This is a genomic window from Methanococcus maripaludis, from assembly GCF_002945325.1.
Lineage (GTDB): Archaea > AGJL01 > Methanococci > Methanococcales > Methanococcaceae > Methanococcus > Methanococcus maripaludis.
Genome location: NZ_CP026606.1, coordinates 130,690 through 154,599, shown reverse-complemented (window position 1 = coordinate 154,599; position 23,910 = coordinate 130,690). Strand labels below are relative to the sequence as shown.

Here is a 23,910-nt window from a genome sequence, read left to right as displayed (position 1 = left end):
TAAAATTTATTATATTTGGTGATATTGTGGTTAAAATCGACGTTGTATCAGGCTACTTGGGTTCTGGAAAGACGACATTTATAAAACATCTTTTAAACGCCTGTGGGAACGAAAAAGTAATTGTTATTGAAAATGAATTTGGCGAAATTGCAATTGACGGAGATCTTATCAAAAATGAAGGATTTGAAGTATACGAACTTCAACAAGGATGCATTTGCTGTAGCATCAGGTCCAACTTTATCGAAGCGTTAAGCAAAATCGTAGATGAATTTGAACCTGACAGGATTATTGTTGAACCAACAGGAATGGGGCTCTTAAGTGAGATAATCGGGATATTGAGTCTTCCAAAAATCAAACAAATTTCTGAAATAAACTCGCTCACAACCGTAGTTGATGCTGAAAATTATCTCGAAGAAGTTGAAGGATTTGGCGAATTTTTTAAAGATCAAATAAAAAATGCAGACAGACTAATTATCAGTAAAGCTCAGTTTATGAATTACCAAGAAATTGATAAAATTATTTTATCATTAAGGGATTTAAATCCTAATTCATTAATTGTAACTCAAAACTGGGAATTTATGGCTCCAGAAGAATTTTTGAAAATTCTTGACAACAGTTCTGAAAATTCTGGTAAAATATATCGTGGAAACGTTGAAGCTGCAATGAAAGGCGTATCAAGTATTGGACTTGAATTTACTGATTCTTTTAAAGAAAAAGATATTGAAAATATAATTTTAGAACTTAAAAGTGGTAAATATGGACAGATAATGCGTGGAAAGGGTTTTTTAAACATCGATGATAAAACAATGGAGTTTAATTATGTTGGAAATGATTGCAAGTTGGAGCTTTTAAACACAAAAAAAGACCAAAAAATTTGCATAATTGGAAAAGAGCTTGAAAAAGAAGCAATAAGTGAATTATTTAATAATTTATAAAATAATTATTCTTTTATTTCCCAGACAGTATTTTTTGGAATTTTATAGATTGATTTTTTTATACAGTTGTGACCAATAATTTTTGTTTTTGTATTTTCATGAATTAGTTCATAAATTGCTTTCCCATATGTTTCAGAATCGCAATTTAATGGATTAAATTTGCACATTCCTTCATTTTCAAGTGCAACAGATGTTAATCCACAAAGATGAATAATACAGTTTTTTTCTTTTAATCTAACTTTTTCTATAATATTTTTGGCAATTTTTCCGCTGTATTCCCTAAATACTTTTGGACCCACTATGTCGATACTTCCTGCAGGATCTCCAAAAGAAATAATTTTAGCCCCGTTTTCAATTCCTGAAAGAATATACTTTACGATTTCATCCTCTAAAAAATTCAAAAATTCGTTTGCTTGGTCCGGATTTTTTCTAAGTTCTTTATAAAATGCTGTCGAATCTATCAAAGATGAAAATATAGTAAATGGCCCCTCAACTGCAAGAATTGGAATTTCACCAGATTCTTTTAATTCACGAATAGCACCAAGAACTGTTTTAATCCTACCTGAGGTTAGATCAATTGGTGTTATGGATTCTAATTCATCTAAATTTTTAAAAGCGTATTCTTTAGCTCTTGGGCCGTATTTTTCATCGCCCATGTTAATTTTAGCACCCAATGATTCTGCTTCAACGGTCATACAGAATGGAACTCTACAAAATAAGTCTTTCCTATATTCTTTCATTATTTTTGAAAATTCCACCATATCGATAAGATTTTCGTGTACATTTGGAAATTTTAAATTTTTAGATTCAGTTAATTCTTTTGGAATGTTTTCTAACTTGTCACTGACACATGAAAATGTTTTTTTCATAAATTCCACCATGTTTAAATTATTTTTAAATTTTTAAAAAATGAAAAAAGAAAAAAATTTAATGGACTTAAAGTCCTTTTTCTTCAGAGAAATAAACGCAAATTGTTGCAATAACCATTCCAACAGCAAGTAATAACCATGCCATCTGGTATCCTGCACTTGTGTATCCCCCTAATGCATTAAGCCCGTAGCTTGCGATTAACAACCCGCAAACTTGCTGGAGCAGTGCACCACCAAAGAATGGGAAGAAATTGAGGATTGACGTGGAAGTTCCTGTTATTGAGATAGGAAATAATGATTTCACCTGTCCGTAGCATACAACGAAGAATCCTGCGAAGAATCCGAATAATAAGTATAATATTTTATAGAATAATGGATTGTCCATTCCGTTAAAGTACCAGACTGCAAACCATAATAATGTGTACATTACTGTACCGATAATTAATGTCTTTTTTCTTGATTTTAAAACTTTATCTGCGAGATATCCTGAAACAGGACATCCTAAGATCAAACCAATTCCGATAAACGTTAAAAGGCTTGCATATGTTGCTTTGTCCCAACCTAAAATATCTTTAAAGTATGGGCCTGCCCAAAGTCCTTGGTATGCCATTAATGATCCATAGTAAAAGAAAAACCATATTGCCAAGGGCCAGAATGATTTTTTACCGAGTACCATTTTAATAGAATCCATAATAGATATGTTTTCTGCAGGTTTTGCTTCTGCTGAAACAGTTTCGCCATTTTCCTGAGCTTCAATATCTTCAATATTTGGGAATCCCATTTCTGATGGCTTATCCCTAATAACAATATATGAAAGAATTGCAAGAGCGACTGATGCTACACCAAGTCCCATGAATACAGTCTGCCAACCTAATGATGTATTAAGGTAAGCAAGTGGTGCTGCTGCGGATAATGCCCCAATGTTTCCTACTGCAAGCATAACGCCACTTTGAGTAGCAAATTCGTTTTTTCTAAACCAGATTGAAAGCATTTTCATTATCGGGATGTATACTGCAGCTACACCAACACCGATTAAAAGCCTTCCTAATATAACCATGTTAAAATCAGTTGCAATACCTGTAAGAATTGCACCTGCTGCTGCAACAAGTGTAAAAACAGCAACGACCCTTCTAGGTCCGAATTTATCAGACATTATCCCTGAAGGAATCTGCATTAATGCATATGCATAAAAATAAACTGATCCGAGTAGACCCATTGAAGTTGCCCCTACTCCAAACGTTGTCATAAGATCTCCAGCCATAACTGCAGGAGATACCCTGTGAAAGTACACGAAGAAGTAAACTAACGCAAGAACTGCAAAGATTACCCACCGGTATTTCATCATTTTGCCGATGTTGTCCTTTGATAACATGTATGACCTCAAAAATAGTTATTGTTTAATTTCAGGTATCTTAAAACTTAAGACCTTCATTGGATTATTTAATTACCGATATATATTGATAATGGTATTAGATTTTAGTAGTTATTATATATTTAATAGATATTCTAATGGATATCAAACACAACAAATAATGAAAAATAATTTAAATAATATCTTAGAAGATAGTTTAAACTATAAAATCGGTGAAACTTTGGACGAATTAAAAAGTATCAAAAAACTCGATGAAATTTTTTCAAAAAGAAAAGAGGAATTATATCGAGAAAAAGACGAAGGAAAAAAAGTATTTGGTAGATTTTGTGTATTCGTGCCTACTGAAATTATATGTGCTGCTGATGCAATTCCTGTCGGACTTTGTGGTGGAAAAGAGTCAACCATTCCATCAGCAGAAGAAGATCTGCCAAGAAGTATCTGTCCGCTGATTAAATCTTCATACGGATTTAAAAAAGATAAAGCCTGCCCTTACTTTGAAGCTTCAGATGTTATTGTTGGAGAAACAACGTGCGATGGAAAGAAAAAGATGTTTGAACACATGGCAAAACTGTCAGAAATGTATGTTATGCATCTTCCACACTTTAAAGATGAAAGGTCATATAAATTATGGCTCAAAGAAGTTTACGACTTCAAAGATTACGTGGAAAAATTTACTGGAAACAAGATTACTGAAGAAAAATTAAAAGAAGCAATTGATGAAGAAAATGAAGAAAGAATATTATCCCACAAGCTTTATGAATTAAGATCCAAAATCCCAACGCCAATAACTGGAACTGATGCATTAAAAATATTTCAAAGGTCATTTTTACTCGATATAAAAGATAGACTCGCAATTTTGAAAGAAGTAATATCTGAACTCGAAGAACGGGTTAAAAACGGTGAAGGATACGCTGGAAAAAGAATTCTGGTTGCAGGATGCCCGATGGTTGCAGGAAATACCAAAATTGTGGACATTATCGAAGAAGTCGGCGGACTTGTAGTCGGTGAAGAAACATGTACTGGAACCAGAAAATTTGATAATTTGGTTAAAGGATACACAATTGATGACCTTGCAGAAAGATACTTTAAAATCAACTGTGCATCTGCATTTAAAAATGATAGCAGAATTGAAAGAATTAAAGAACTTGTAAAGGAACAAAATGCAGATGGTGTTGTTTATTATACATTACAATACTGCCACACATTTAATGTTGAAGGTGCATTAATTGAAAAAGAACTCAAAAATTTAGGAATTCCAATAATTAGAATAGAAACAGACTATTCAGAAAGTGATAAAGAACAGATAAAAACGAGACTTGAAGCCTTTGTTGAAATGATTTAAATTATTTTATTTTTTTACAAAAGTGATTCTTTTGCCAACTTATCTGCAATTTCGTTATTTTTATCTCCCGAATGCGCCTTAACTTTTACAAATTCAATATTTAATTTTTTTAAGTAATTTTTACATTTTTCTTTATATTCAATCGTTCCAGATTTATTTGTTTTCCATTCCCCAGTACACCACTTTTCAATTCCAAGATAATCGTGATATATTACCAAGTTTTTCACGTTTTTAGAAACTGCGTATTCCATTGCAAGTTCTGATGCTAAAATTTCGCCTGCAACGTTTCTCATTTTTGATAATTCCGTATCATTTCCCTTAGCTTTAATTTCTTTTTTAATTCCATTAAATATTATTAAAGCGCCTGCTCCGTATTCTTTATTTTTTAAATTAAAACTTCCATCAACCCATGCATGCATTACATCTTTTTTAAATTCGTCTGATTTTATATTATTTTGCCTTTGCTCTGATTTTAAATTTAAATAAGCTTCTGCATCTATTTTAGATGTAAAACTTTTAAATTCGGCTCCAGAAAATCCTTTAACTTGATTTTCACATTCGGCCCAGGTATCAAATAATCCAGTTTTCCGCCCTTTTCGAACAGCATATATTTTAGACATTTTTTTCACGCAGATTTATTTTAAACACATTATATATTTGAATTAAAAATAATTTTCCCAATACGTTATAATTTCAAAAGATTTTTATAAATTCCAGATTAAAATATATTATTCGTAAAATGAGGCGATATTTTGAAAATCACTCCATTTAAATCATATTTAACCGCATTTATATTCTTTTTATCCGCAATATTGTTTGGAATATTCTTAAAATCCGAGACTGGCGAGTTAAGCATAATTTATACCATTTTAAAAGATTTGGGAATTGTATTTTTAGTAATCGGAATTATACTTCAAATAAAACTTAAAAAATCCAAGAAATAACTTATTTTTTAACTCGAATGGCAATATCATGGTAGAAAACGTTAAAATCATCCGTAAAAAAATCAAAAACATGTATCTGGTTGTAAATCCCGACTGTTCGGTTGTAGTAAAAGCGCCAGTTCACGTTTCTGATGAATACATTAATTCGTTTATAAAGAAAAAAGAAAGTTGGATAAAAAAGCATCTGGAGAATTTTGAATCGCTAAATTCAAAATCAGTTGCAAAAAAGTATATTGATGGAGAATTATTCAAATATTTAGGAAATGAATATATTTTAAAAGTATATTCTTCAAAAAAGGAGTATTTAGAAATTTCAGATAATTTTTTTAATCTTCATATTTTAGAACCTGATGATTTTGAAAAAAAGAAAAAAATAATTGAAAAATTTTACCGAAAAAGTGCAGAACTTGAACTTTTTGAAATTTTTAAGGATAATTATAAGATAGTTACAGAAAAAATGCCTGATTTTGCAGTTAGGAAAATGAAAAAAAGATGGGGATCTTGCAGTTTTCATAAAAATAAAATTATACTAAATGAAAGATTAATCGAAAAATCAAAAGACTGTATTGAATATGTCGTGTTTCATGAACTGGCCCATTTAAGATATCCAAACCACAGTAAGGATTTTTATAATTATTTAACCGAATTAATGCCTGAATGGAAAGTTAAAAAGCTTAAATTAAACGAAAGACATTAAAATCTTTTATTTTATTGGTGTATATTATTTTCATGCGCGATTTTTAAAAATATCTGTTTTAAATATGGTAAAACTTTTAGTGAAGGTACAAGATAGCAATCTACCTTTTCAAAACCATTTTCCAATGTTGAATTTTCTTTTCTGATTTCTTCTAAGGTATATTTTAAAAAACCTTCCTTATTTCGCCATATTGAAAACATCAAATAGTTTTTTTCGAGAGGTTCAACAAGTTCCCTGTGTTTATATTTCATAACAATATTTAACGCGAGTTTTTCAGGACCCTCAACTTCCATTTTTGAAAGTTCTTTTCCAAATATCTGGGCCATAAACATTGTTTCAAATCCGATTTCCATAGCATCTCGGGGAGTAATATTTTCAAAACCTTTCTTTTCAGCTTTTTCGTACTTTGAAAGGTATCTAAGTAATGAGGTATATGCATTGCCTGTAAATACTGAAAATCCAAATTCAAATATATTCTCCATAAAGTTTCACCACCCATATGTTCCTATTATTTACCGGCCACCCGGTCGGTTCTTGTCCGCGTAAAATTAATTTTTTATAATATCCCAAAATGAGTTAAACAGTGTTCTTGCTGTTTCATCGAATTTTTTATTCGTATAATACGAAACTAAAGGTAATCCTTCATATATTGAACAAAAATGAAGTGCAATTGCATGAGGGTCTAAATTTTCTTTGATTTCCCCTTTTTCTTGCCCTATTATAATCCTGTTTACTAATCCATTTATGATGTTTTCATATATATTATTATTTACTTCCCATATTTCGGGAAATCGTTTTATCGCATCGGAAAGAGGTCCTGAATATGTTGGAGTATCATCTTTTTGGATATATTCATTAAAATATCTACTTCGTATCATAATCATTTTATCTATAAATTCAAAAAATGCCTCTTCAAATCCTATGTCTTGTTCAATGCAACGTAGTATAATTTTTTCGTTTTCTTTTATCATTGAGACAATAACTTCGAGGAATAAGTCTTCTTTTTTATTAAAATAATGGTAAAGACCTCCTTTTGAAATATTGCATTTTTTTGCAATTTCTAAAAGAGATGTTTCATTATAACCCTTTTTAAAAAATATATCTCTTGAGTTTTTAATTATCTGATCCCGCGTATCCATATTTTATACCCCATTTTGGATTTTTTATAATATTATTATACCAAATTTTATTTATGTATATTTTGTTGTCAAAATAGGATCATTTATGGAAAACTATATATCAGTGTTCGATCTAGTTATGCTGGGAACGGGATGGTGACCACACCGTGCATTTTTTGATCATATTGATCATAATTTAGATCTAACTTAAAATATTAGATCTAATTGTCGATCGATTATCTTTTTAACAAAAATCTGTTTTTATTTTTGAAATATAATATATAATTTACACCTGACGTAAATTTAAAATATGGGAATTTTTAAACTATATATTAACTCGGAAATTACAAATTCCAGAGGTAAGGGGATATTCGTGTGTGGAAAAACGCGAAAAAACTATTTCTTTAAACCGCATCTATTTTTTTATTTTTTAAATTATTATGTAAATTTATTTCTTTTTCAAAAGAATTGTAAACTTTATTTTACATTTTCCGAACGTTTTATTTAGTATTATATAATAAAAAGCCCAAATTGATAAACTGTCTTGATTTTTTCAAGAATTCTTCATTGTGTGCTCATGTTTGAAAACTCTCAAAACTCATATTAAAATAGTGCCTTGAATATTTATTTTTTTATATTCTTTTTGAAAATAATTAATTATACATTAAAAAATGGTGGGTTTATGTTTTTTGAAAATTACGTCTTTGGTCCATTAAAATATAGTCTTTCAGATTTATCAAAATTGTTAAAAGGCGGAATAATTTATGCTGTAAGTATTTTTTTACTTATTTTAGGAATATTTTTGGCAGTGTATCCGTACGCAAGTGCGAATTTACACATATTTGGCACTGCAACAAATTCTTTAGTATTTGCAGTAGTTGCTCTTTTTGCTTCGTTACTGGGTTTAGGTCTTCTCATTGTTTTAAATGGCTACATATTAAAAATGATTAAATTATCCCTTGAAAAATCATTAGAACTTCCAGAATGGGCCAATTATTGGGATCTGCTTAAGAATGGAGTTGTATTTACGCTGGGAATTGCCGTAATTGCAGTTTTTGGAACAATTCTTCAGAATATTATGACATATTTTGGAAATGATGGCATTGCATCAATTGTACTTTCAATGATTATCCAGCTAATTATTTCATTATATATTCCGCTTTCTGTAGTAAATTTTGCACATGAGGACAATTTTGGTGCATTTTTTGATATCCCCAAAATTTTTAAAATGATGTCCTTTGAATATTTGGGTATGTTTATTGTAGTTTCGATAATCTCAATACTGCTCATGATAATCCCGATGATTTTGGTAATTTTTCCATTAATTGGATTTTTTGGAATGAACATGTATACGGGCCCTAAAATGCTTTTTATTGCAAGTCCGTTACTCTTAGTTGTAGCCCTCTTTGCATTTATTGTATTTTCAATAGTTGCAGTTTATGTATCATTTTATTCATACAGGGCATACACTAATTACTTCGTTTCTAAAAATCTCAAAAAAATAGAAGAGTTTAATCACGAATTATAAACAAAATCTTAAATTCTTTTTTTAATATATTTTTAAGTATAATTTTAAAAGTGGTTAAAATGAATTACAATATGGGTTTTACAAAAATCAGTATCCATGAAACTATATTTATGGTAAAAACATTTTTCCAAAATATTTCTGCTAAAATAGACGATGTATCTGCTATTGAATTAGATACTCGTGGAAACTACATAATGCTTTTAATCGGAGTTTTGTGGTATATCTCTTCAAATATACTCTTGACGGTTTCAAAAGAGATAAGTTATTCGTTATATTATGCAATTCTTGATTTAAGGGCATATCATATGATAATGACGGTTTTAATATTCATTGCCGCACTGTTTTCAACCCAGATTAAAATATACGTTACCGGCTATAAACCAATTATACTTATTGGAAATTACATTTCAATGAAAAAACTCTATGAATCGTTAAAAAAAGATTTAAATTTAAATTGAGATTAGTATTGAATGTTTAAAAATCGTTATCAAAAGGTTTAAATCAAAGTAGCCATTGTATTGAATATAACTAATTTTGCTTATCAACGGTGGTATACTTGGAAGATATTTTGTTAAAAGACGGAATTTTAGAAACTCTCAAATATATTAATGATAATGTTTTTTCCGAAGTAATTTCAACAAAAGAAAATATGAAAATAAGTTCTGAAGATCTTGCAAAATTGATTGATATGGGATTTATCGAAATCAGGACTAATGAAAATATTGTAGTATTTAATTTATCGGATGAAGGAAGAAAAGTTTTAAAGAGTCTTAATCGAAACTAAAATTACTGGTCTTTATAATTTATCTTTTTTTAAATAAAATAAAAAATTTTGGTTGGTAAATATGAGAACAAGTAATCCTGCCCTTTCAAGTGATACATTTACTGGATTTAACAATTATGAACAAAACCAGCAGATGACTGTAAACGGAACTGTAAACAAAACAATAATTTCACTTGGAATAGTTTCTATCTCGGCATATTTTTCATGGGATGTGTTATTTTTTAGCCCCTATTCAACTATATTTTTGATAGCAGCACCAATTCTTGGTTTTTTAGTGGCACTTGCGACCATATTTAAAAAAGAATGGTCTCCCGCTACCGTTCCAGTATATTGTATACTCGAAGGACTATTTTTAGGACTTATTTCCGGGTTTTTTGAACTTATGTATCCAGGAATTGTTTTTCAAGCAGTTGTAGCTACTTTTGGCGTTTTACTGAGCCTTTTACTCGCTTACAAATCAAAATTAATCCGTGCAACTGAAAACTTTAAATTGGGAGTAGTTGCTGCAACAGGTGGTATTGCACTTGTATACCTTGTTTCAATAATCTTGGGATTTTTTGGAATATCTATTCCGCTGATATTTGGAAGCGGGCCAGTTGGGATATTATTTAGTATTTTTGTAGTAATAATTGCCGCTTTAAATCTTGTTTTAGATTTTGATTTTATTGAACAGGGTGAAAAATACGGTGCTCCTAAATATATGGAATGGTATGGCGCATTTGGATTAATGGTGACATTAATCTGGTTATATCTTGAAATTTTGAAATTACTTTCAAAATTGAGAAGCAGAGATTAATTTAAATAATATTATCTATATTTTTCATATTTTTTTAGCTGTCCGAAAGCCTATTCCATTTTTCAAGCAGTCCATTTTTAATATTCCCGAGTAAAAGCGTTAAAATTGGGATAACGGCGTTTAAAAAGAACTTTAAATCAAACAATTTTGATAAATCGTGGACACTGCCAATATTATTCAATATTTCGATATATATGAAGAAAAAGGTTATCAAAAACGAGCTTAAAAACCAGATAAGCCACAAAATATTTTCTATTTTTCCTATTTTGTATTCATCTTTGATTATTAGTGTATAAATCTTGAAGATAATGTACGAAACAACGATAAATACTGCATTATTTGCATAAATTAAAAATCGAGATATATCTTGTAGATTTTGTTTAAAATTCATAAAATCCCTTTTTAAAAATGTTTAAAATTAATTTGGTGGACTACAATATTAATTTTTTGATTTAGATTTTTTTAATTTTTTAAAAATTAAAATAAAATCTAGCTAATTTGAACATTCATTTCATTCAATATTCCTCTGAATATTTGAACTGATAAAGTCAGATTTTAGGCCTAAAAATGGGCAAATTATATATATTGCTATAATTAAATATTAAAACGTACTACTGAGGGTGGTTTTATGAACTACACGGGTCCCAAAATCAGGGGGTACGTTGCTTTGATTGTAACTGCTCCACTACTTATCGTTACAACGCTTTATTTTATTTTTAAGATACTCACTCCAGATATTTTTGCCAAATACAGCGCTTTATTTGCTGGTGTATTTTTAACATATTTTGGAAATGATGTATTAATAGATATTTCTAAATTCGGGGCCATTTCAGCGATTGCATTAATTGGTTTTTTAAAAATCGCAGAAATAAAAACATCGAAACTTAAAAATTTTTAAAATAGATTATCTTTTTTAAATTTTAACATATTTTGGATTATTTTTAAATTAATTAGTAATGAGTCCGTATTTTTTTATTTCATAATCATTCATATAGTGCATTCCAAAAGAAGGGGATGAACCAATCATAAACCAGTAAAATTCATCAGATATTCCCATTTCATTAAAATAATCAACGTATGGCTTATGAACTGAACTTTCTTTAGGTATTTTTGAAGCATCTTTTATAATATCATTTTTCCAAGAATGAACCCCTACTTTCGCACCTTCTTCAATCGACCTATTCACACCAGCGCAGAAAAAAACAGTACCTCCTGATGCGATGTAACCATTTTTTGGAACAATCGTACTTATGTTGTTTTTTCGAACGATTCGTGCAGCTTTTAAATTAGCATGGCTGTTAATGGATCCTGGAACATTCAACATTACAATAGTTTTAACGTTTGGGTGGCTGTTTACAAGATTTTCTACTTCTAATACTATGTTTTCATTTATTATTCCAACCATCACGGCTTTATCGCCCTGAATTTCAAATATCGCCGGTTTGGAAGATGAAATCTGTTCTGAAATTTTTTCAGAATAATATACTGAAAATCCAGTAAACATCATTATTATAACTAAAACAGCTTCAATTTTCTTAAAAAGCATATTATCTTCCAAAATTTTAAATTTAATATTAATTAGATTTCGAATTTAAATTTAATGATAAATTAATCGAAATTTAAAAATTTAAAATAGAATTATTCTTTTTCATGAAATATTTCTGGTGGTATTCTTCGGCAGGGTAAAAGTTCCCTGCTTTTTTGATATTCGTTACTATTTTTGAATCCGTATGTTCTTGCATTTTTTCAAGAGATTTTTCAGCAATTAACTTCTGTTCATCGTCAAAATAAAAAATATATGAAGAATACTGTTCCCCAACATCCCAGCCCTGTTTGTTTGGCGTAGTCGGGTTGTGATTATTCCAAAATAGATCTAATAATTCATCATAAGATATTATTTCAGGCTCATAATCTATTTTAACTACCTCGATATGTCCTGATTTTCCCCTGCATACCTGCCCGTATGTCGGATTTTTGATAATTCCCCCCATGAATCCAACTTCTGTTGAAACTACGCCATTAACCTTTCTAAATACTTCTTCTGCTCCCCAAAAACAGCCCATGCCAAAAACAATTGTTTTAATATTTTTCAAAGCCCCCACCTTTTAAAAATATATTATTGCTTAAAAATTTAAGTTATTTAATGTCCATTTATTCCCCGTTTATTCAGTTATTTTATATTTAAGAAGATTTTGTGTATTAAATTATATATTTAGCCATATAAATGTTTATTTGAATTGTAAATCTATTTTTAAAAGATTGATTAATCGAAATACGTTAAAATTGCCCACAGGGGTTAAATATCATGAATACATAACTGAATACCTAAAAAATTATGGTGTCACAATGATTGAATCTACACAAGTTTTTTATTTTGTGATTGCATCGGCTGCACTTACCATTCTTCCAGGGCCTGACATAATATTTGTAACCATTCAAAGTATTTCTCAGGGAAAATGGGCAGGGATTTCAACAGCACTTGGACTTTGTACGGGACTTATAGTTCACACTACTGCAGCAGCACTTGGAATTTCTGCGATAATCTACAATTCTGCGTTTGCATTTACGATTGTAAAATATCTTGGAGCTTTGTATTTGCTTTACCTTGCAGTTCTCGCATTATTTGATAAAAATGTAGTAATAACTGAATCAGTAGTTAAATCAGAAAACACTGCACTTTATAAAAAAGGAATATTTATGAATTTATTAAACCCGAAAGTTTCGTTATTTTTCCTCGCATTTCTTCCCCAGTTTGTAAATCCAAATTCTGGAAGCGTTCCGATTCAGATGATACTATTGGGCGTTATTTTCATGATTCAGGCAATCTTAATTTTTTCAGCGGTTGCAGTATTCTCAAGCATTTTTGGAGAAAAAATATTAAACAGCCAAAAATGTGGAAAATATATCAATCTGGCTAAAGCAGGAATATTTGGTGCAATTGGGATTCAGCTGGCACTTTCGAGTAAATAATAAATTTAAATTAAGTTAAAAATGAAAAACGTAAGTAATTAAAGGAATATATGGGAATATCTATGAGTTCTAAAAAATTGGGGCCCTATACATTAAGCGGACTTATCGTGGGGCCAATACTCGGATCAGGAATAGTAATAATACCACCGATAGTTTACGATATTTTAAAAGATTACTCTATTTTTGCATGGGTAATCATGATGACTATTGGCGGGGTTTTTGCGTATTTTGCAAGCAAATTATGTTTAAAATTTCCAGGAGATTCTGGTTTAACGGAAGTTGTAGGCCATTCTTTTGGAAAATCGTATAAAAATTTAAATGCATACTATCTTCTAATTGCAATGGCAATGGCTCCGTTAGTTGTGATAATGGTTGCCGGAGAGTATCTTTCAGTATTATTTTCAAATTATTCATTTGGGGCAGAATTTTATTCAGCAGTATTGATGCTAATTGGCGGAATAATCCTTTCAAGAAATATTTCATCCGTTGGTAAAATTTCAATGCTTATTTCAACAGTAATTTCTACAATACTTGTAGTTGGCGGGCTTTTTACAATTTTATTTTATAGAAAGGATGCGCTGTTTACGGGAACAGGAATAAGTACAATTGATGTAGGCTACTCGTTTTTGATAATGTTCTGGTCAATTATCGGTTGGGAAATACTTGGAAATTACAGCCTTGAAGTTGAAAATCCTGAAAAAACAATCCCGAAAGCAGCTTTAGTAAGTGTAATTGCAATGTCCATAGTTTACTTGATAGTATCTGGGGCTCTGCAGGTGTTGGATATTAAAAAACTTGGATTGATAGATCCAATTTCTGGAATTTCATTAATATTATATCCATTATTTGGGCAGTACTCCAGTATTATATTATCACTTACTATAACAGGACTTTGTTTATGTAGTTTCCTGATGTTAATCGGTGGAGCATCAAGATTAGTTTATGCACAAGCTAAAGATGGCGTATTTCCAAAAATTTTTAAATACCGCTCAAATACAAATGCTCCGCTTTCAGCAGTATTGCTGATGGTTTTTGCAAACTTTTTAACACTATTCGCAGTTTATTTTAATTTAATTTCATTTAACGAAATAATTGCGGCAGTAAACGCATTTTTAATTACGAATATAATAATGGCGGCGGTAGCATCGATAAAAGTTTTTGAAAACGTAATGGAAAAAGGATTTGCAGTATTTTTATTGGTTTCGTTCCTGTTAATGTTTTTATTTTCTTCAAAAATGGTAATATTAATCATTTTAGCAATGCTTTTTGGAACTGTTGTGTATACTTTGAAAAATAATAATTATGGCATAAAATAATTTATAAATTAAAAAATAGCGGATTTATTTTTTTATTTTTCTATTCTTTATTTTTGAATAATTTTTCTTTATAATAGCTATTTGATGTATAAATCGCAGCTAATGGGTTATGGCCCAAAACCCGATCTTTAACACTGATTACTGTAACAGGCGCTTTTGAATATTTTATAAATAAAGAATCATGGCCCACACACAAGCCCAGTATAATATTTAAATCTGTTTTTGTTTCGTTTAAAAATAATGCTTGGCCGATAGGGTTACACATTGCTTCATATTCACCTTTATGAACTTTTTCATTTTCCGTTATTTTTATGAATTCTTTTGGGATACTTCCGCACTTACAAACAACGGATTCAACATCAAAATCATGATTCAAAAATATGTCTTGTAAAATTTTAGCTTCGTTTGAAAGTCCTGTGCAAAATGCAATTCCTAATTTTTTATAATTCATTTTTTTCGCAAACAAAATAGTTTCTTCAATTCGGGTAAGTTTACAGTAGCCTTCTGACTCCACAAGCGCAGAATTATATGCAATTTTTTCATTTTCTTCTTCTAAATATAATTCTTTACTTTTTTCAATAATTTTGGCAGAATTTGGACATTTTTTAGGCATTTTTTCAAGTTCACCCAATTTACAAGCCTTTAAATTACAGAGTGCACAGTAATACATTAAATTCACCAGATAATTAATTTATTTTTATTCATTGCTATTTTTTAGCGCAACTATATCTTCAACATCTGTTAATTTCCAGACGTAAGTGTTATCAGCAGTAACTATATTTTCAACAGGTTCATCGGAGTTTTGCCCGAGTGCTTCTAAAACCACAGTTGATAAATTTTTTGAAATAATTAAATCTACAAAACTCTGCCTAATTTCTTTCTTTTTTTCCAAGTGATATTCTGGAACAATTTTTCCCTGGAGTGTTATAAATTTGTAACAAGACATATCTTCAGAAAATTTTTCAATTTCAACAGATACATAAGGATTATTTTTTAAAAGATCAATTTTACGACCGTATTTTGTCGAAAGAAAGTAGAGATTATTTTCGTTAAATACATATAGAAATGGCGCGATGTAGGGATATTTTGATCCTAAAAACGCAATTCTTGAAATATGGTTATCTTTTACAAGTAGGTCGTATTCTTCACGATTCATCTTTGGAATTTTGAAAACCATTTTTAAATCCCCTCAAACAAAATTTAATATGATATTATTTGATTTTTAAGATTGATATATTTTACTTAATACGCTTAGTATGATAATCCAATGTAATGTAAATTTCCCTGATTTTTTTAATTATAATCTATAGTAATTACATTTTTTCTTAAAAGTTAATTTAAAATGATTACAGGGCGTTTTTTTAGTTTTTATGGAGGCATTATCGTTGTTTTTTTGATAGGGGCGAAAACTTTATATAGTAAATAACCTATAGCATAGTTCACCGGAAAGAAGCTTCCGTATAATAACTAAAAGATCGGAAATAAATTTCCGAAAGACAACAATATATAGAGGCCTAAAAAATGGTAAGAAAAATCGCAATTTACGGAAAAGGTGGAATTGGAAAATCAACCACCACACAAAACACAGTAGCTGCAATGGCTCACTTTCACGACAAAAAAGTATTCATTCACGGATGTGACCCAAAAGCAGACAGTACAAGGTTAATCTTGCACGGTAAACAGCAAGTAACAATGATGGATACATTAAGAGAAAAAGGAGAAGACGAATGTACCCCTGACAAAGTTATCGAAGTTGGTTTCGGTGGCGTAAAATGTGTAGAATCAGGAGGACCTGAGCCAGGAGTAGGCTGTGCAGGTAGGGGTGTTATCACTGCAATTACACTCATGGAACAACACGGTGTTTACGAAGACGACCTTGACTTCGTATTCTTCGATGTTTTAGGGGACGTTGTATGTGGTGGATTCGCAATGCCTGTAAGAGACGGTAAAGCAGACGAAATCTACGTTGTAGCATCTGGAGAAATGATGGCTCTTTACGCTGCAAACAACATCTGTAAAGGAATGGTTAAATACGCAGAACAAAGCGGTGTAAGACTTGGAGGAATCATCTGTAACAGTAGAAACGTAGATGGTGAACTTGACTTATTACAAGAATTCTGTGACAAAATTGGAACACAATTAATCCACTTCGTTCCAAGAGACAACATCGTTCAAAAAGCAGAATTCCAGAAAAAAGCTGTTGTTGACTACGACGATACATGCAACCAAGCACTGGAATACAAAGAACTCGCAAGAAAAATCATTGAAAACGAAAACCTCGTAATTCCAACCCCAATGACAATGGATGAATTAGAAGAATTAACTTCAAAATACGGTTTCTTAGATTAAATAAATTAAATTACTTACCTTAAATTTTCAAGAGGGCAAAAAATGAAAATGATTAGAGCAGTAGTCAGACCAAGTAAAGCAGAAGAAGTTGTAGATGCACTCGCTGAATCCGGATGCGTAGCTTTAACAAAAATGGACGTCATTGGAAGAGGAAAACAGAAAGGAATTAAGATTGACCAGATTTACTACGATGAACTTCCAAAAACAATGCTCATGCTCGTAGTTGAAGACGATGCAGCAGAAAATGTAATTGAATTAATTACAAAAACTGCATACACAGGAAGCTTTGGTGACGGTAAGATATTCGTAAGTCCTGTAGATGAAGCATACACAGTTAGAACAAGATCATGCGGATTATAAGGTGATTATATGAAAGAGATAATCGCAATAATTCGGCCAAGCAAAATGGCACAAACAAAAACTGTCCTCGAAGGCCTTGGATTTCCAGCAATGACTGCGAACAGGGTTCTTGGAAGGGGAAAACAAAAAGCAATTGTTGGAGAACTCGGATTTGAAGTTGACAACAAAGAATTGTTAAACCAACCGGGGGACATGAGATACATCCCAAAAACAATGCTAACATTAATTGTTCCTGATGAGGATGCAAGCCTTGTAGTTGAAGCAATTATGAAAGTAAATAAATCTGGCCAATACGGTGACGGAAAAATCTTCGTATGTCCAATTGAAGATATAATCACAGTAAGAACCTCTGAAAGAGGAGAAGCTGCAATTTAAGCAAATAGACCCCAAAATTACCCTTTAAAAATTTTTTAGGAGGGCAAACATGCCATTCTGTTTATTGGATGTAGATAAAGATATCCCTGAAAGAGAACAACACATTTACATCAAAGACTCAAAAGAACCAAAAGGACACTGCAAACAAAGATGTAATACAAACACAATCCCTGGAAGTATGACTGAAAGAGGATGTGCTTTTGCAGGAGTAAAAGGTGTTATTACTGGTGCAATAAAAGATGTATTGCACGTAGTACACTCGCCAGTAGGATGTACCTCATATGGAAACGGTACAACAAAAAGATACCCAACAAGACCCGAAATGCCCGATGGAAGCGTATTCCCGGTTGAAAACTTCAACTTAAAACACATCGTTGGAACAGATTTAACTGAATCCGATGTTGTGTTTGGTGGAATGAAAAAACTTAAAACAACAATTAGGGAAGCTGCAAAAGAGTACCCATTCGTAAATGCAATCTACGTTTACGCAACATGTACAACAGGTCTTATTGGAGACGACTTAGATGCAGTATGTAAAGAAATGCAAGCAGAACTTGGAAAAGATGTTGTAGCATTCAACGCTCCAGGATTTGCAGGACCAACACAATCAAAAGGACACCACGTAGGAAACTACACGATATTTGAAAAATTAGTTGGAACAAAAGAACCTCCTAAAACAACCGATTACGACATCAACCTTATTGGAGAATATAACATCGATGGTGACTACTGGGTTCTCGAAAAATACTTCGATGATATGGGCATTAACGTTCTGAGTAAATTTACCGGGGATGCAACCCACGGTGAACTCTGCTGGATGCACAAAGCAAAATTAAGCCTTGTAAGATGCCAAAGATCTGCAACTTATGTAGCAAAATTAATCGAAGAAAAATACGGTGTTCCGTACCTGAAAGTAGATTTCTTCGGTCCAGAATACTGTGCTGAAAACTTAAGAGCAGTAGGTAAATACTTCGGAAAAGAAATTGAAGCTGAAGCAGTTATCAAAAAAGAAATGGAAAAAATCCAACCTGAACTTGATTTCTACAAATCAAAATTACAAGGTAAAAAAATCTGGATTTCAGCAGGAGGTCCAAAAAGCTGGCACTTATCCAAACCAATAGAACAATACTTAGGAATGGATGTAGTAGCACTTTCAGGTCTCTTCGAGCACGAAGATGGATACGAAAAAATGCAAGAAAGGGCAAAAGATGGTACAATTATCATTGACGACCCGAATACCCTTGAAATGGAAGAAGTTGTTGAAAAATACCAACCAGAAATAGTTCTTGGTGGTATCAAAGAGAAATATTTCTTCCACAAATTAGGAGTACCTTCAGTAATGATACACTCTTACGAAAACGGTCCATACATTGGATTTGAAGGATTCGTAAACATGGCAAGAGATATATACACAGCAATATACAACCCAGCCTGGAAATTAATGGAATTTGAAGACGAAGAACCAGGTGATTCAAATGAGTGAGTTAAACGTAATCAAAAAAGAAAGAACCGCGGTAATTAACCCAATCGTAACATGCCAACCTTTAGGTGCAATGTACGCAGTATCTGGAATTGAAAGAGGAATGCCTTTAGTTCACGGATCACAAGGATGTTCAACATTCGTAAGATATGGATTTGCAAGACACTTTAGAGAACCTGCAGATATTGCAGTAACCTCACTTCACGAGGATGCAGCAGTATTCGGTGGAAGAAAAAACCTGATTTCAGGTCTCGGAAACTTAGCTGCAAGGTTTAAACCTGATGTAATGGGTGTTGTAACAACATGTTCCAGTGAAATCATCGGAGATGACGTTGCTGGTTTCATTAAAACAGCTAAAGTAGAAATTGCAAAGAAAATGGGTGAAGAAGCTGCTTCAAAAATAAAAATTGTTCAGATTAATACTCCAAGTTTCGTTGAGCACCAGTTCAAAGGATACGATAATGCAATAAAAGCAATTGTAGATACATTAGCTGAACCAAAAGACGAAGAAAATGGAAAATTAAATATCATTCCAGGAATTGTAAACCCTGGAGACATCAGGGAAATCAAACATATGCTTTCACTCATGGGGGTTGAAGGTATTTTACTTACAGATACCTCTGATCCATTTGATTCACCACTCAGGCCTTCAAAAGCAGATAAAAATCCATACTATCAAAAAGGTGGAACACCTCTTGCAGATATTCAGGACTGTGCAAACTCACTTGGTACAATTTCACTTGCTAACTATGCAAGCAGTGCTCCTGCATCACTTGAGAAAAAATACAACATGCCTTCAAAAGTGAGTGAAGCACCAATCGGTATTCAAAATACTGACAGTTTCATAAGAACTGTTAAAAAATTCACTGGAAACGATGTTACTGATGAGATACTTGACGAAAGAGGTATTGTGATTGACGCAATGGCTGATGTTGCATCAAGATACTTATTCGGAAGAAAAGTAGCAATCTACGGTGACCCATCAATAACTGTAGGAATGGCAAGATTTGTAGCAGAACTTGGAATGATTCCTAAAGTGGTATGTACTGGAGTTAAAAACGAATACTTCGTTAATGACTTGAAAAAAGTAGCTAAAGAATCAGATGAAGACATTGATGCACTCTTCGGACAAGACTTAAGAGCATTAGATGTTTACTTAAAAGAAAACCCAGTCGATTTAATGATTGGTAGCTCAGATGGTAGATTGATGGCAAAAGACCTCGGAATACCACTCTACAGAGTAGGATACCCAGTATACGATAGAGTAGGATACCAAAGAAGACCAATTATTGGATACAATGGTGCTTTGAACCTTGTCGATGGAATTACAAACACAATCCTCGATAAATACTACGAAACTCAAGACTGGAAACTCCAACAGTAAGCCCAAAATAAAGAGGAATACTATGGTTTTGAACCTTGATACAGAAAACCGGAAAATGCAAGATGGAAATAACGATGATGATTTTGACTTAGAAGTCAAAATCCCAAATTCCATTTTTGAAAAATTAAAATCTATTGAAGCGTTAAAAGCCAGAGAATCACAAATGTGTGTTTCTGGAAAAGACGATTCAATTCCTACATGTGACAAAAACTCAACCCCTGGAATGATTACCCAGAGATCCTGCGTATACGGGGGAGCAAGAGTTGTTCTAATGCCAATAACTGATGCAGTACATCTCGTACACGGGCCAATAGGCTGCGCAGCATGCACTTGGGATATTCGTGGAAGTAAATCTACAGGAGATAAACTTTACAAAAACGGATTCTCAACTGATTTGCAAGAGAAAGATATTGTATTTGGTGGAGAAAAAAAGCTCTATGAATCCATTTTGGAAGTAAATAAGCTTTATCACCCTGGTGCAATATTTGTTTACTCAACTTGCGTAGTAGGTTTGATTGGAGATGATCTTAAAGCAGTTTGTAGACAGGCACAAGAAGCAACGGGCTGCAGAGTTATTCCGGTACAGTCAGAAGGGTTCAAAAGTTTTAATAAAACTGCAGGTCACAAACTCGCATGTGACGCAATGCTTGATTACGTAATTGGCACAGAAGAGCCAGAAGAAGAGCACCCCTACAGTATTAATATAATTGGAGAATTCAATGTTGCAGGAGATCTCTGGGGAATTATTCCATTATATGAAAAAATGGGTGTGAAAGTACACACTGCAATTACTGGAGACTCAACAGTCGCTAAAGTTGCAAGTGCGCACCGATCTAAATTAAATATAGTTCAATGCCAAAAATCATCCAATTATTTAGCAAGCCAAATGGAAAAGAAATACGGAATACCGAGCATTAAAGTAAATTTCTTTGGACTCGACGAAACTACAAAGTCTTTAAGGGCTGTTGCAGAATTTTTCGGCGATGAAGAAATGATTAAAAGAACTGAAGAACTCATAAAATCAGAAATTAAAAATCTTAGAGATGAAATTTCTGAATACAAAAAAGATCTATCCGGTAGAACCGTAGCGATATATTCCGGAGCCCATAAATCTTGGGCACTGGTAAGCGCATTTGGTGAACTCGATATGGAAATTATCATGAGTGGTACCCAAAACGGAAAACCCGAAGATTACCAACAAATTAGAGATCACGTCTGCGAAGGTACATTAATTGTGGACGATGCAAGTTCAATGGAACTTGTACAGCTTCTCAAAGAATACAAACCTGACATATTAATTTCTGGAGCTAAAGAAAAATATTTATCACTGAAAAGTGGAATTCCTCACTGTGATTTCAATCACGACAGGATAACTGCCTTTTCAGGCTATCAGGGCTTCATAAATTTTGCAAGAGTTGTACATACCGCAGTTATGACGCCAATTTGGAGACTTTCTAGAAAATGACGATTAGAGGAATATTATGACTGAAAAAAAATTTGCTGTAATTAATCCATGTAAAATATGCCAGCCAATGGGTGCAATATTTGCATTAATGGGTGTAAAGAATTCAATGCCGTTAATACACGGATCGCACGGATGCAGCACCTACATGAGATTCCAACTTGGACGTCATTTTAAAGAAGCTGTAAACGTGGCATCTTCATCAATGAGTGAGGCAAATGCCGTACTCGGTGGTGAAGAAAATTTAAAACATGCGATCAGAAACGTGAGCAGAATTTATGGTCCTGAAATAATAGGTGTAACTACAAGCTGTCTTAGTGAAACTATTGGTGACGACGTTGAAGGAATCATCCGGTTATTCAAGACACAAAATGATGATTTGCCCGAAATAGTCCCGATATCAACCCCAAGTTATAAACATACACATGTAGAAGGATACGATTCAACAGTTAAGGCATTGGTTGAAAATTTAGCAACTCCATCAAAGCCAAATTCCAAGTTAAACGTGATTACCGGAATGGTTTCTCCAGGTGACATTGCAGAAACCAAAAGGATTTTACGTGAAATGGGTATAGAATCAATAATTCTAACCGATACTTCGGAATCTATGGACGCCCCTTTCGATGGAGAAGTTTCATTCGTGTCATCTGCAGGAACTACTGTGGAAGAACTTAAAGACACTGCAAATTCATTTGCAACGATTTCACTCTGTAAGCATGCAAATTCCGCCGCCAAATTCCTCCATGAAGCTTACGGAATAAAATCCGTGTCACCATATCTACCAATAGGACTGCAGAGTACTGATGAATTTATGAATGAACTTTGTAAACTTACGAATAAAGAGATACCTGAACAGATAACTAGAGAACGTGGAAAATTAATCGATGCCATGATCGACGCCCACCAACATAATTTTGGAAGAAAAGTTGCAATCTACGGCGATCCAGATGTCGTAGTTGGATTTACGAGATTTGTTTTGGAACTTGGAATGATTCCTTCAATCGTCTGTACCGGAAGCGAAAGTAAAACCTTCGTTGAAGACATCAAAGCAGTAACTAAAGATAGCAAACATAAACCAGTAATCTTAGCTCCAGGGGATCTTTACGATCTCCACCAAGAAATTAAAAAATCAAAAGTGGATCTTTTAATTGGAAATTCATACGGTTCAAGAATTGCAGGTGCCGAAAATATTCCTTTAATTAGGATGGGTTTCCCAATCTATGATAGAGTTGGCGCTCAAAGAATAACTTCTTTAGGCTATACTGCAGGAATTAGACTTGTAGATACTATAACCAATACAATACTCGACAGATACTTTGACGAGTTTGGATGGGCATTAGACGAAAATACAGAGGTAGACCATGGAGAGTTTGAAAGTAGCAATTGCATCAACTGATGGTGTAAATGTCAACATGCACTTCGGAGCTGCCACACATTTTCTTATTTTTGAAATAAAAGATAATGTAGCAGAATTTTTAGAATTTAGGGAAAACCCAACAAAACATATAAAAGACCACACTGACAGGTGGAACTATGCACTCGAACTTTTAAAAGACTGTGGTGCAATCTTTTGTAGCAGAATGGGGGACCATCCTAAATCTGTACTCGAAGGAAAAGGCATGAAAGTAGTTATGACAGAAAATACATTAAAAGACGCTTTAAAAGAGTTTTTAACCGCCTAAATTATTTATTAATTATCACATTTTAGTTATTATGCGATTTTTAAACAATTAACCAACTTAAGAACTTAATAATCCATTATGGATGGTGATTCTGGGGTTTTATTATTAATTTCGCTAAAAGCACACTTTAAAATTATTATTTTGGAA

29 protein-coding genes are annotated in these 23,910 nt (G+C 32.4%); 19 read left to right on the top strand and 10 right to left on the bottom strand.

Going from position 1 to position 23,910, the window contains the following annotated elements:
• Positions 1 to 26 precede the first annotated feature (26 nt).
• Positions 27 to 935: a CobW family GTP-binding protein gene (locus tag MMJJ_RS00810; protein WP_104837254.1), complete on the top strand. Its 909-nt coding sequence runs from the start codon at positions 27 to 29 to the stop codon at positions 933 to 935.
• 5 nt (positions 936 to 940) lie between these two features.
• Here the strand turns inward: MMJJ_RS00810 and MMJJ_RS00805 are convergent, their stop codons facing one another.
• Positions 941 to 1,804: a uroporphyrinogen decarboxylase family protein gene (locus MMJJ_RS00805; protein WP_104837253.1), complete on the bottom strand. Its 864-nt coding sequence runs from the start codon at positions 1,802 to 1,804 to the stop codon at positions 941 to 943.
• Positions 1,805 to 1,871: 67 nt separating this feature from the next.
• Entirely contained in the window at positions 1,872 to 3,176 is a 1,305-nt protein-coding gene (locus MMJJ_RS00800) for an MFS transporter (protein ID WP_104837252.1), read from the bottom strand.
• Between the two features lie 220 nt (positions 3,177 to 3,396).
• Between MMJJ_RS00800 and MMJJ_RS00795 the strand changes: the two genes are divergently transcribed.
• Complete coding sequence (locus MMJJ_RS00795) at positions 3,397 to 4,518, top strand: double-cubane-cluster-containing anaerobic reductase (protein ID WP_104837251.1); 1,122 nt, start codon at positions 3,397 to 3,399, stop codon at positions 4,516 to 4,518.
• A 14-nt stretch (positions 4,519 to 4,532) separates the two neighbouring features.
• Here MMJJ_RS00795 and MMJJ_RS00790 read toward each other — a convergent pair whose 3' ends face one another.
• Positions 4,533 to 5,138: a ribonuclease H1 domain-containing protein gene (locus MMJJ_RS00790; RefSeq protein ID WP_104837250.1), complete on the bottom strand. Its 606-nt coding sequence runs from the start codon at positions 5,136 to 5,138 to the stop codon at positions 4,533 to 4,535.
• 132 nt (positions 5,139 to 5,270) lie between these two features.
• On the opposite strand from MMJJ_RS00790, the gene MMJJ_RS00785 reads away from it, so the two are divergent.
• Together MMJJ_RS00785 and MMJJ_RS00780 are read left to right on the top strand one after the other, a co-directional pair.
• Complete coding sequence (locus MMJJ_RS00785; RefSeq protein ID WP_048064079.1) at positions 5,271 to 5,462, top strand: hypothetical protein; 192 nt, start codon at positions 5,271 to 5,273, stop codon at positions 5,460 to 5,462.
• A gap of 28 nt (positions 5,463 to 5,490) precedes the next feature.
• On the top strand, positions 5,491 to 6,159 hold the full coding sequence (locus MMJJ_RS00780; protein ID WP_104837249.1) for a YgjP family zinc-dependent metalloprotease: 669 nt from the start codon (positions 5,491 to 5,493) through the stop codon (positions 6,157 to 6,159).
• A gap of 11 nt (positions 6,160 to 6,170) precedes the next feature.
• On the opposite strand, the gene MMJJ_RS00775 is transcribed toward MMJJ_RS00780, so the two are convergent.
• Both MMJJ_RS00775 and MMJJ_RS00770 read right to left on the bottom strand, forming a co-directional pair.
• Positions 6,171 to 6,641 carry a hypothetical protein gene (locus MMJJ_RS00775; RefSeq protein WP_104837248.1) on the bottom strand — a complete coding sequence of 157 codons (471 nt, stop codon included), beginning with the start codon at positions 6,639 to 6,641 and terminating at the stop codon, positions 6,171 to 6,173.
• Positions 6,642 to 6,707: 66 nt separating this feature from the next.
• A complete protein-coding gene (locus tag MMJJ_RS00770) occupies positions 6,708 to 7,298 on the bottom strand; it encodes a TetR/AcrR family transcriptional regulator (RefSeq protein WP_104837247.1) in 591 nt (196 codons plus the stop codon).
• Between the two features lie 661 nt (positions 7,299 to 7,959).
• Here MMJJ_RS00770 and MMJJ_RS00765 point away from each other — a divergent pair.
• From MMJJ_RS00765 to MMJJ_RS00750, 4 genes are all read left to right on the top strand, one after another.
• Positions 7,960 to 8,805 carry a DUF4013 domain-containing protein gene (locus MMJJ_RS00765; RefSeq protein ID WP_104837246.1) on the top strand — a complete coding sequence of 282 codons (846 nt, stop codon included), beginning with the start codon at positions 7,960 to 7,962 and terminating at the stop codon, positions 8,803 to 8,805.
• 59 nt (positions 8,806 to 8,864) lie between these two features.
• Positions 8,865 to 9,263 carry a hypothetical protein gene (locus tag MMJJ_RS00760; RefSeq protein WP_104837245.1) on the top strand — a complete coding sequence of 133 codons (399 nt, stop codon included), beginning with the start codon at positions 8,865 to 8,867 and terminating at the stop codon, positions 9,261 to 9,263.
• Positions 9,264 to 9,361: 98 nt separating this feature from the next.
• A complete protein-coding gene (locus MMJJ_RS00755; RefSeq protein WP_104837244.1) occupies positions 9,362 to 9,589 on the top strand; it encodes a helix-turn-helix domain-containing protein in 228 nt (75 codons plus the stop codon).
• Between the two features lie 61 nt (positions 9,590 to 9,650).
• Complete coding sequence (locus tag MMJJ_RS00750; RefSeq protein ID WP_104837243.1) at positions 9,651 to 10,385, top strand: Bax inhibitor-1/YccA family protein; 735 nt, start codon at positions 9,651 to 9,653, stop codon at positions 10,383 to 10,385.
• 34 nt (positions 10,386 to 10,419) lie between these two features.
• On the opposite strand, the gene MMJJ_RS00745 is transcribed toward MMJJ_RS00750, so the two are convergent.
• Positions 10,420 to 10,776 carry a hypothetical protein gene (locus tag MMJJ_RS00745; protein ID WP_104837242.1) on the bottom strand — a complete coding sequence of 119 codons (357 nt, stop codon included), beginning with the start codon at positions 10,774 to 10,776 and terminating at the stop codon, positions 10,420 to 10,422.
• A gap of 237 nt (positions 10,777 to 11,013) precedes the next feature.
• On the opposite strand from MMJJ_RS00745, the gene MMJJ_RS00740 reads away from it, so the two are divergent.
• Positions 11,014 to 11,283 (top strand): hypothetical protein, encoded by a 270-nt coding sequence (locus MMJJ_RS00740; protein WP_104837241.1) that lies wholly within the window; start codon positions 11,014 to 11,016, stop codon positions 11,281 to 11,283.
• Between the two features lie 48 nt (positions 11,284 to 11,331).
• On the opposite strand, the gene MMJJ_RS00735 is transcribed toward MMJJ_RS00740, so the two are convergent.
• Positions 11,332 to 11,931 carry a COG3904 family protein gene (locus MMJJ_RS00735; RefSeq protein WP_104837240.1) on the bottom strand — a complete coding sequence of 200 codons (600 nt, stop codon included), beginning with the start codon at positions 11,929 to 11,931 and terminating at the stop codon, positions 11,332 to 11,334.
• Positions 11,932 to 12,004: 73 nt separating this feature from the next.
• Positions 12,005 to 12,478 carry a peptide-methionine (S)-S-oxide reductase MsrA gene (gene msrA / locus MMJJ_RS00730; protein WP_104837239.1) on the bottom strand — a complete coding sequence of 158 codons (474 nt, stop codon included), beginning with the start codon at positions 12,476 to 12,478 and terminating at the stop codon, positions 12,005 to 12,007.
• A gap of 253 nt (positions 12,479 to 12,731) precedes the next feature.
• Here msrA and MMJJ_RS00725 point away from each other — a divergent pair, with 253 nt between their 5' ends.
• Both MMJJ_RS00725 and MMJJ_RS00720 read left to right on the top strand, forming a co-directional pair.
• A complete protein-coding gene (locus tag MMJJ_RS00725) occupies positions 12,732 to 13,355 on the top strand; it encodes a LysE family translocator (protein ID WP_104837238.1) in 624 nt (207 codons plus the stop codon).
• Between the two features lie 62 nt (positions 13,356 to 13,417).
• Positions 13,418 to 14,671, top strand: a complete 1,254-nt coding sequence (locus tag MMJJ_RS00720) for an APC family permease (RefSeq protein ID WP_104837237.1) — start codon at positions 13,418 to 13,420, stop codon at positions 14,669 to 14,671.
• Between the two features lie 40 nt (positions 14,672 to 14,711).
• Here the strand turns inward: MMJJ_RS00720 and MMJJ_RS00715 are convergent, their stop codons facing one another.
• Positions 14,712 to 15,341 carry a DUF1847 domain-containing protein gene (locus MMJJ_RS00715; RefSeq protein WP_104837236.1) on the bottom strand — a complete coding sequence of 210 codons (630 nt, stop codon included), beginning with the start codon at positions 15,339 to 15,341 and terminating at the stop codon, positions 14,712 to 14,714.
• Positions 15,342 to 15,368: 27 nt separating this feature from the next.
• Positions 15,369 to 15,848 (bottom strand): pyridoxamine 5'-phosphate oxidase family protein, encoded by a 480-nt coding sequence (locus tag MMJJ_RS00710; protein ID WP_104837235.1) that lies wholly within the window; start codon positions 15,846 to 15,848, stop codon positions 15,369 to 15,371.
• Between the two features lie 344 nt (positions 15,849 to 16,192).
• On the opposite strand from MMJJ_RS00710, the gene nifH reads away from it, so the two are divergent.
• From nifH to MMJJ_RS00670, 8 genes are read left to right on the top strand one after another with little or no spacing between them, the layout of a single operon-like run.
• Positions 16,193 to 17,020, top strand: coding sequence for a nitrogenase iron protein (nifH, locus tag MMJJ_RS00705; RefSeq protein WP_011170797.1), 828 nt, complete (start codon positions 16,193 to 16,195; stop codon positions 17,018 to 17,020).
• 42 nt (positions 17,021 to 17,062) lie between these two features.
• On the top strand, positions 17,063 to 17,380 hold the full coding sequence (locus MMJJ_RS00700; protein ID WP_011170798.1) for a P-II family nitrogen regulator: 318 nt from the start codon (positions 17,063 to 17,065) through the stop codon (positions 17,378 to 17,380).
• Positions 17,381 to 17,389: 9 nt separating this feature from the next.
• Entirely contained in the window at positions 17,390 to 17,755 is a 366-nt protein-coding gene (locus MMJJ_RS00695; RefSeq protein ID WP_011170799.1) for a P-II family nitrogen regulator, read from the top strand.
• A 49-nt stretch (positions 17,756 to 17,804) separates the two neighbouring features.
• Positions 17,805 to 19,238, top strand: a complete 1,434-nt coding sequence (locus tag MMJJ_RS00690) for a nitrogenase subunit alpha (protein ID WP_104837234.1) — start codon at positions 17,805 to 17,807, stop codon at positions 19,236 to 19,238.
• On the top strand, positions 19,231 to 20,619 hold the full coding sequence (locus MMJJ_RS00685) for a nitrogenase component 1 (RefSeq protein ID WP_104837233.1): 1,389 nt from the start codon (positions 19,231 to 19,233) through the stop codon (positions 20,617 to 20,619). The genes MMJJ_RS00690 and MMJJ_RS00685 overlap by 8 nt, the downstream gene beginning before the upstream one ends.
• A gap of 22 nt (positions 20,620 to 20,641) precedes the next feature.
• Complete coding sequence (gene nifE, locus MMJJ_RS00680) at positions 20,642 to 22,084, top strand: nitrogenase iron-molybdenum cofactor biosynthesis protein NifE (RefSeq protein WP_104837232.1); 1,443 nt, start codon at positions 20,642 to 20,644, stop codon at positions 22,082 to 22,084.
• Positions 22,085 to 22,100: 16 nt separating this feature from the next.
• The gene (locus MMJJ_RS00675) at positions 22,101 to 23,477 is read left to right on the top strand and encodes a nitrogenase component 1 (protein WP_104837231.1); all 1,377 of its coding nucleotides are present in this window, start codon (positions 22,101 to 22,103) and stop codon (positions 23,475 to 23,477) included.
• Positions 23,443 to 23,763, top strand: coding sequence for a NifB/NifX family molybdenum-iron cluster-binding protein (locus MMJJ_RS00670; protein WP_011170804.1), 321 nt, complete (start codon positions 23,443 to 23,445; stop codon positions 23,761 to 23,763). Before MMJJ_RS00675 ends, MMJJ_RS00670 begins: the two co-directional genes overlap by 35 nt.
• Positions 23,764 to 23,910: the final 147 nt, after the last annotated feature.

What these genes read in the sequence shown, in the direction of transcription:
- MMJJ_RS00805 (WP_104837253.1), bottom strand. Translation starts at nt 1,804, where the DNA reads ATGAAAAAAACATTTTCATGTGTCAGTGACAAGTTAGAAAACATTCCA.
- MMJJ_RS00800 (WP_104837252.1), bottom strand. Translation starts at nt 3,176, where the DNA reads ATGTTATCAAAGGACAACATCGGCAAAATGATGAAATACCGGTGGGTA.
- MMJJ_RS00790 (WP_104837250.1), bottom strand. Translation starts at nt 5,138, where the DNA reads ATGTCTAAAATATATGCTGTTCGAAAAGGGCGGAAAACTGGATTATTT.
- MMJJ_RS00780 (WP_104837249.1), top strand. Translation starts at nt 5,491, where the DNA reads ATGGTAGAAAACGTTAAAATCATCCGTAAAAAAATCAAAAACATGTAT.
- MMJJ_RS00775 (WP_104837248.1), bottom strand. Translation starts at nt 6,641, where the DNA reads ATGGAGAATATATTTGAATTTGGATTTTCAGTATTTACAGGCAATGCA.
- MMJJ_RS00770 (WP_104837247.1), bottom strand. Translation starts at nt 7,298, where the DNA reads ATGGATACGCGGGATCAGATAATTAAAAACTCAAGAGATATATTTTTT.
- MMJJ_RS00765 (WP_104837246.1), top strand. Translation starts at nt 7,960, where the DNA reads ATGTTTTTTGAAAATTACGTCTTTGGTCCATTAAAATATAGTCTTTCA.
- MMJJ_RS00760 (WP_104837245.1), top strand. Translation starts at nt 8,865, where the DNA reads ATGAATTACAATATGGGTTTTACAAAAATCAGTATCCATGAAACTATA.
- MMJJ_RS00750 (WP_104837243.1), top strand. Translation starts at nt 9,651, where the DNA reads ATGAGAACAAGTAATCCTGCCCTTTCAAGTGATACATTTACTGGATTT.
- MMJJ_RS00745 (WP_104837242.1), bottom strand. Translation starts at nt 10,776, where the DNA reads ATGAATTTTAAACAAAATCTACAAGATATATCTCGATTTTTAATTTAT.
- MMJJ_RS00740 (WP_104837241.1), top strand. Translation starts at nt 11,014, where the DNA reads ATGAACTACACGGGTCCCAAAATCAGGGGGTACGTTGCTTTGATTGTA.
- MMJJ_RS00735 (WP_104837240.1), bottom strand. Translation starts at nt 11,931, where the DNA reads ATGCTTTTTAAGAAAATTGAAGCTGTTTTAGTTATAATAATGATGTTT.
- MMJJ_RS00725 (WP_104837238.1), top strand. Translation starts at nt 12,732, where the DNA reads ATGATTGAATCTACACAAGTTTTTTATTTTGTGATTGCATCGGCTGCA.
- MMJJ_RS00720 (WP_104837237.1), top strand. Translation starts at nt 13,418, where the DNA reads ATGAGTTCTAAAAAATTGGGGCCCTATACATTAAGCGGACTTATCGTG.
- MMJJ_RS00715 (WP_104837236.1), bottom strand. Translation starts at nt 15,341, where the DNA reads ATGTATTACTGTGCACTCTGTAATTTAAAGGCTTGTAAATTGGGTGAA.
- MMJJ_RS00710 (WP_104837235.1), bottom strand. Translation starts at nt 15,848, where the DNA reads ATGGTTTTCAAAATTCCAAAGATGAATCGTGAAGAATACGACCTACTT.
- nifH (WP_011170797.1), top strand. Translation starts at nt 16,193, where the DNA reads ATGGTAAGAAAAATCGCAATTTACGGAAAAGGTGGAATTGGAAAATCA.
- MMJJ_RS00700 (WP_011170798.1), top strand. Translation starts at nt 17,063, where the DNA reads ATGAAAATGATTAGAGCAGTAGTCAGACCAAGTAAAGCAGAAGAAGTT.
- MMJJ_RS00695 (WP_011170799.1), top strand. Translation starts at nt 17,390, where the DNA reads ATGAAAGAGATAATCGCAATAATTCGGCCAAGCAAAATGGCACAAACA.
- MMJJ_RS00690 (WP_104837234.1), top strand. Translation starts at nt 17,805, where the DNA reads ATGCCATTCTGTTTATTGGATGTAGATAAAGATATCCCTGAAAGAGAA.
- MMJJ_RS00685 (WP_104837233.1), top strand. Translation starts at nt 19,231, where the DNA reads ATGAGTGAGTTAAACGTAATCAAAAAAGAAAGAACCGCGGTAATTAAC.
- nifE (WP_104837232.1), top strand. Translation starts at nt 20,642, where the DNA reads ATGGTTTTGAACCTTGATACAGAAAACCGGAAAATGCAAGATGGAAAT.
- MMJJ_RS00675 (WP_104837231.1), top strand. Translation starts at nt 22,101, where the DNA reads ATGACTGAAAAAAAATTTGCTGTAATTAATCCATGTAAAATATGCCAG.
- MMJJ_RS00670 (WP_011170804.1), top strand. Translation starts at nt 23,443, where the DNA reads ATGGAGAGTTTGAAAGTAGCAATTGCATCAACTGATGGTGTAAATGTC.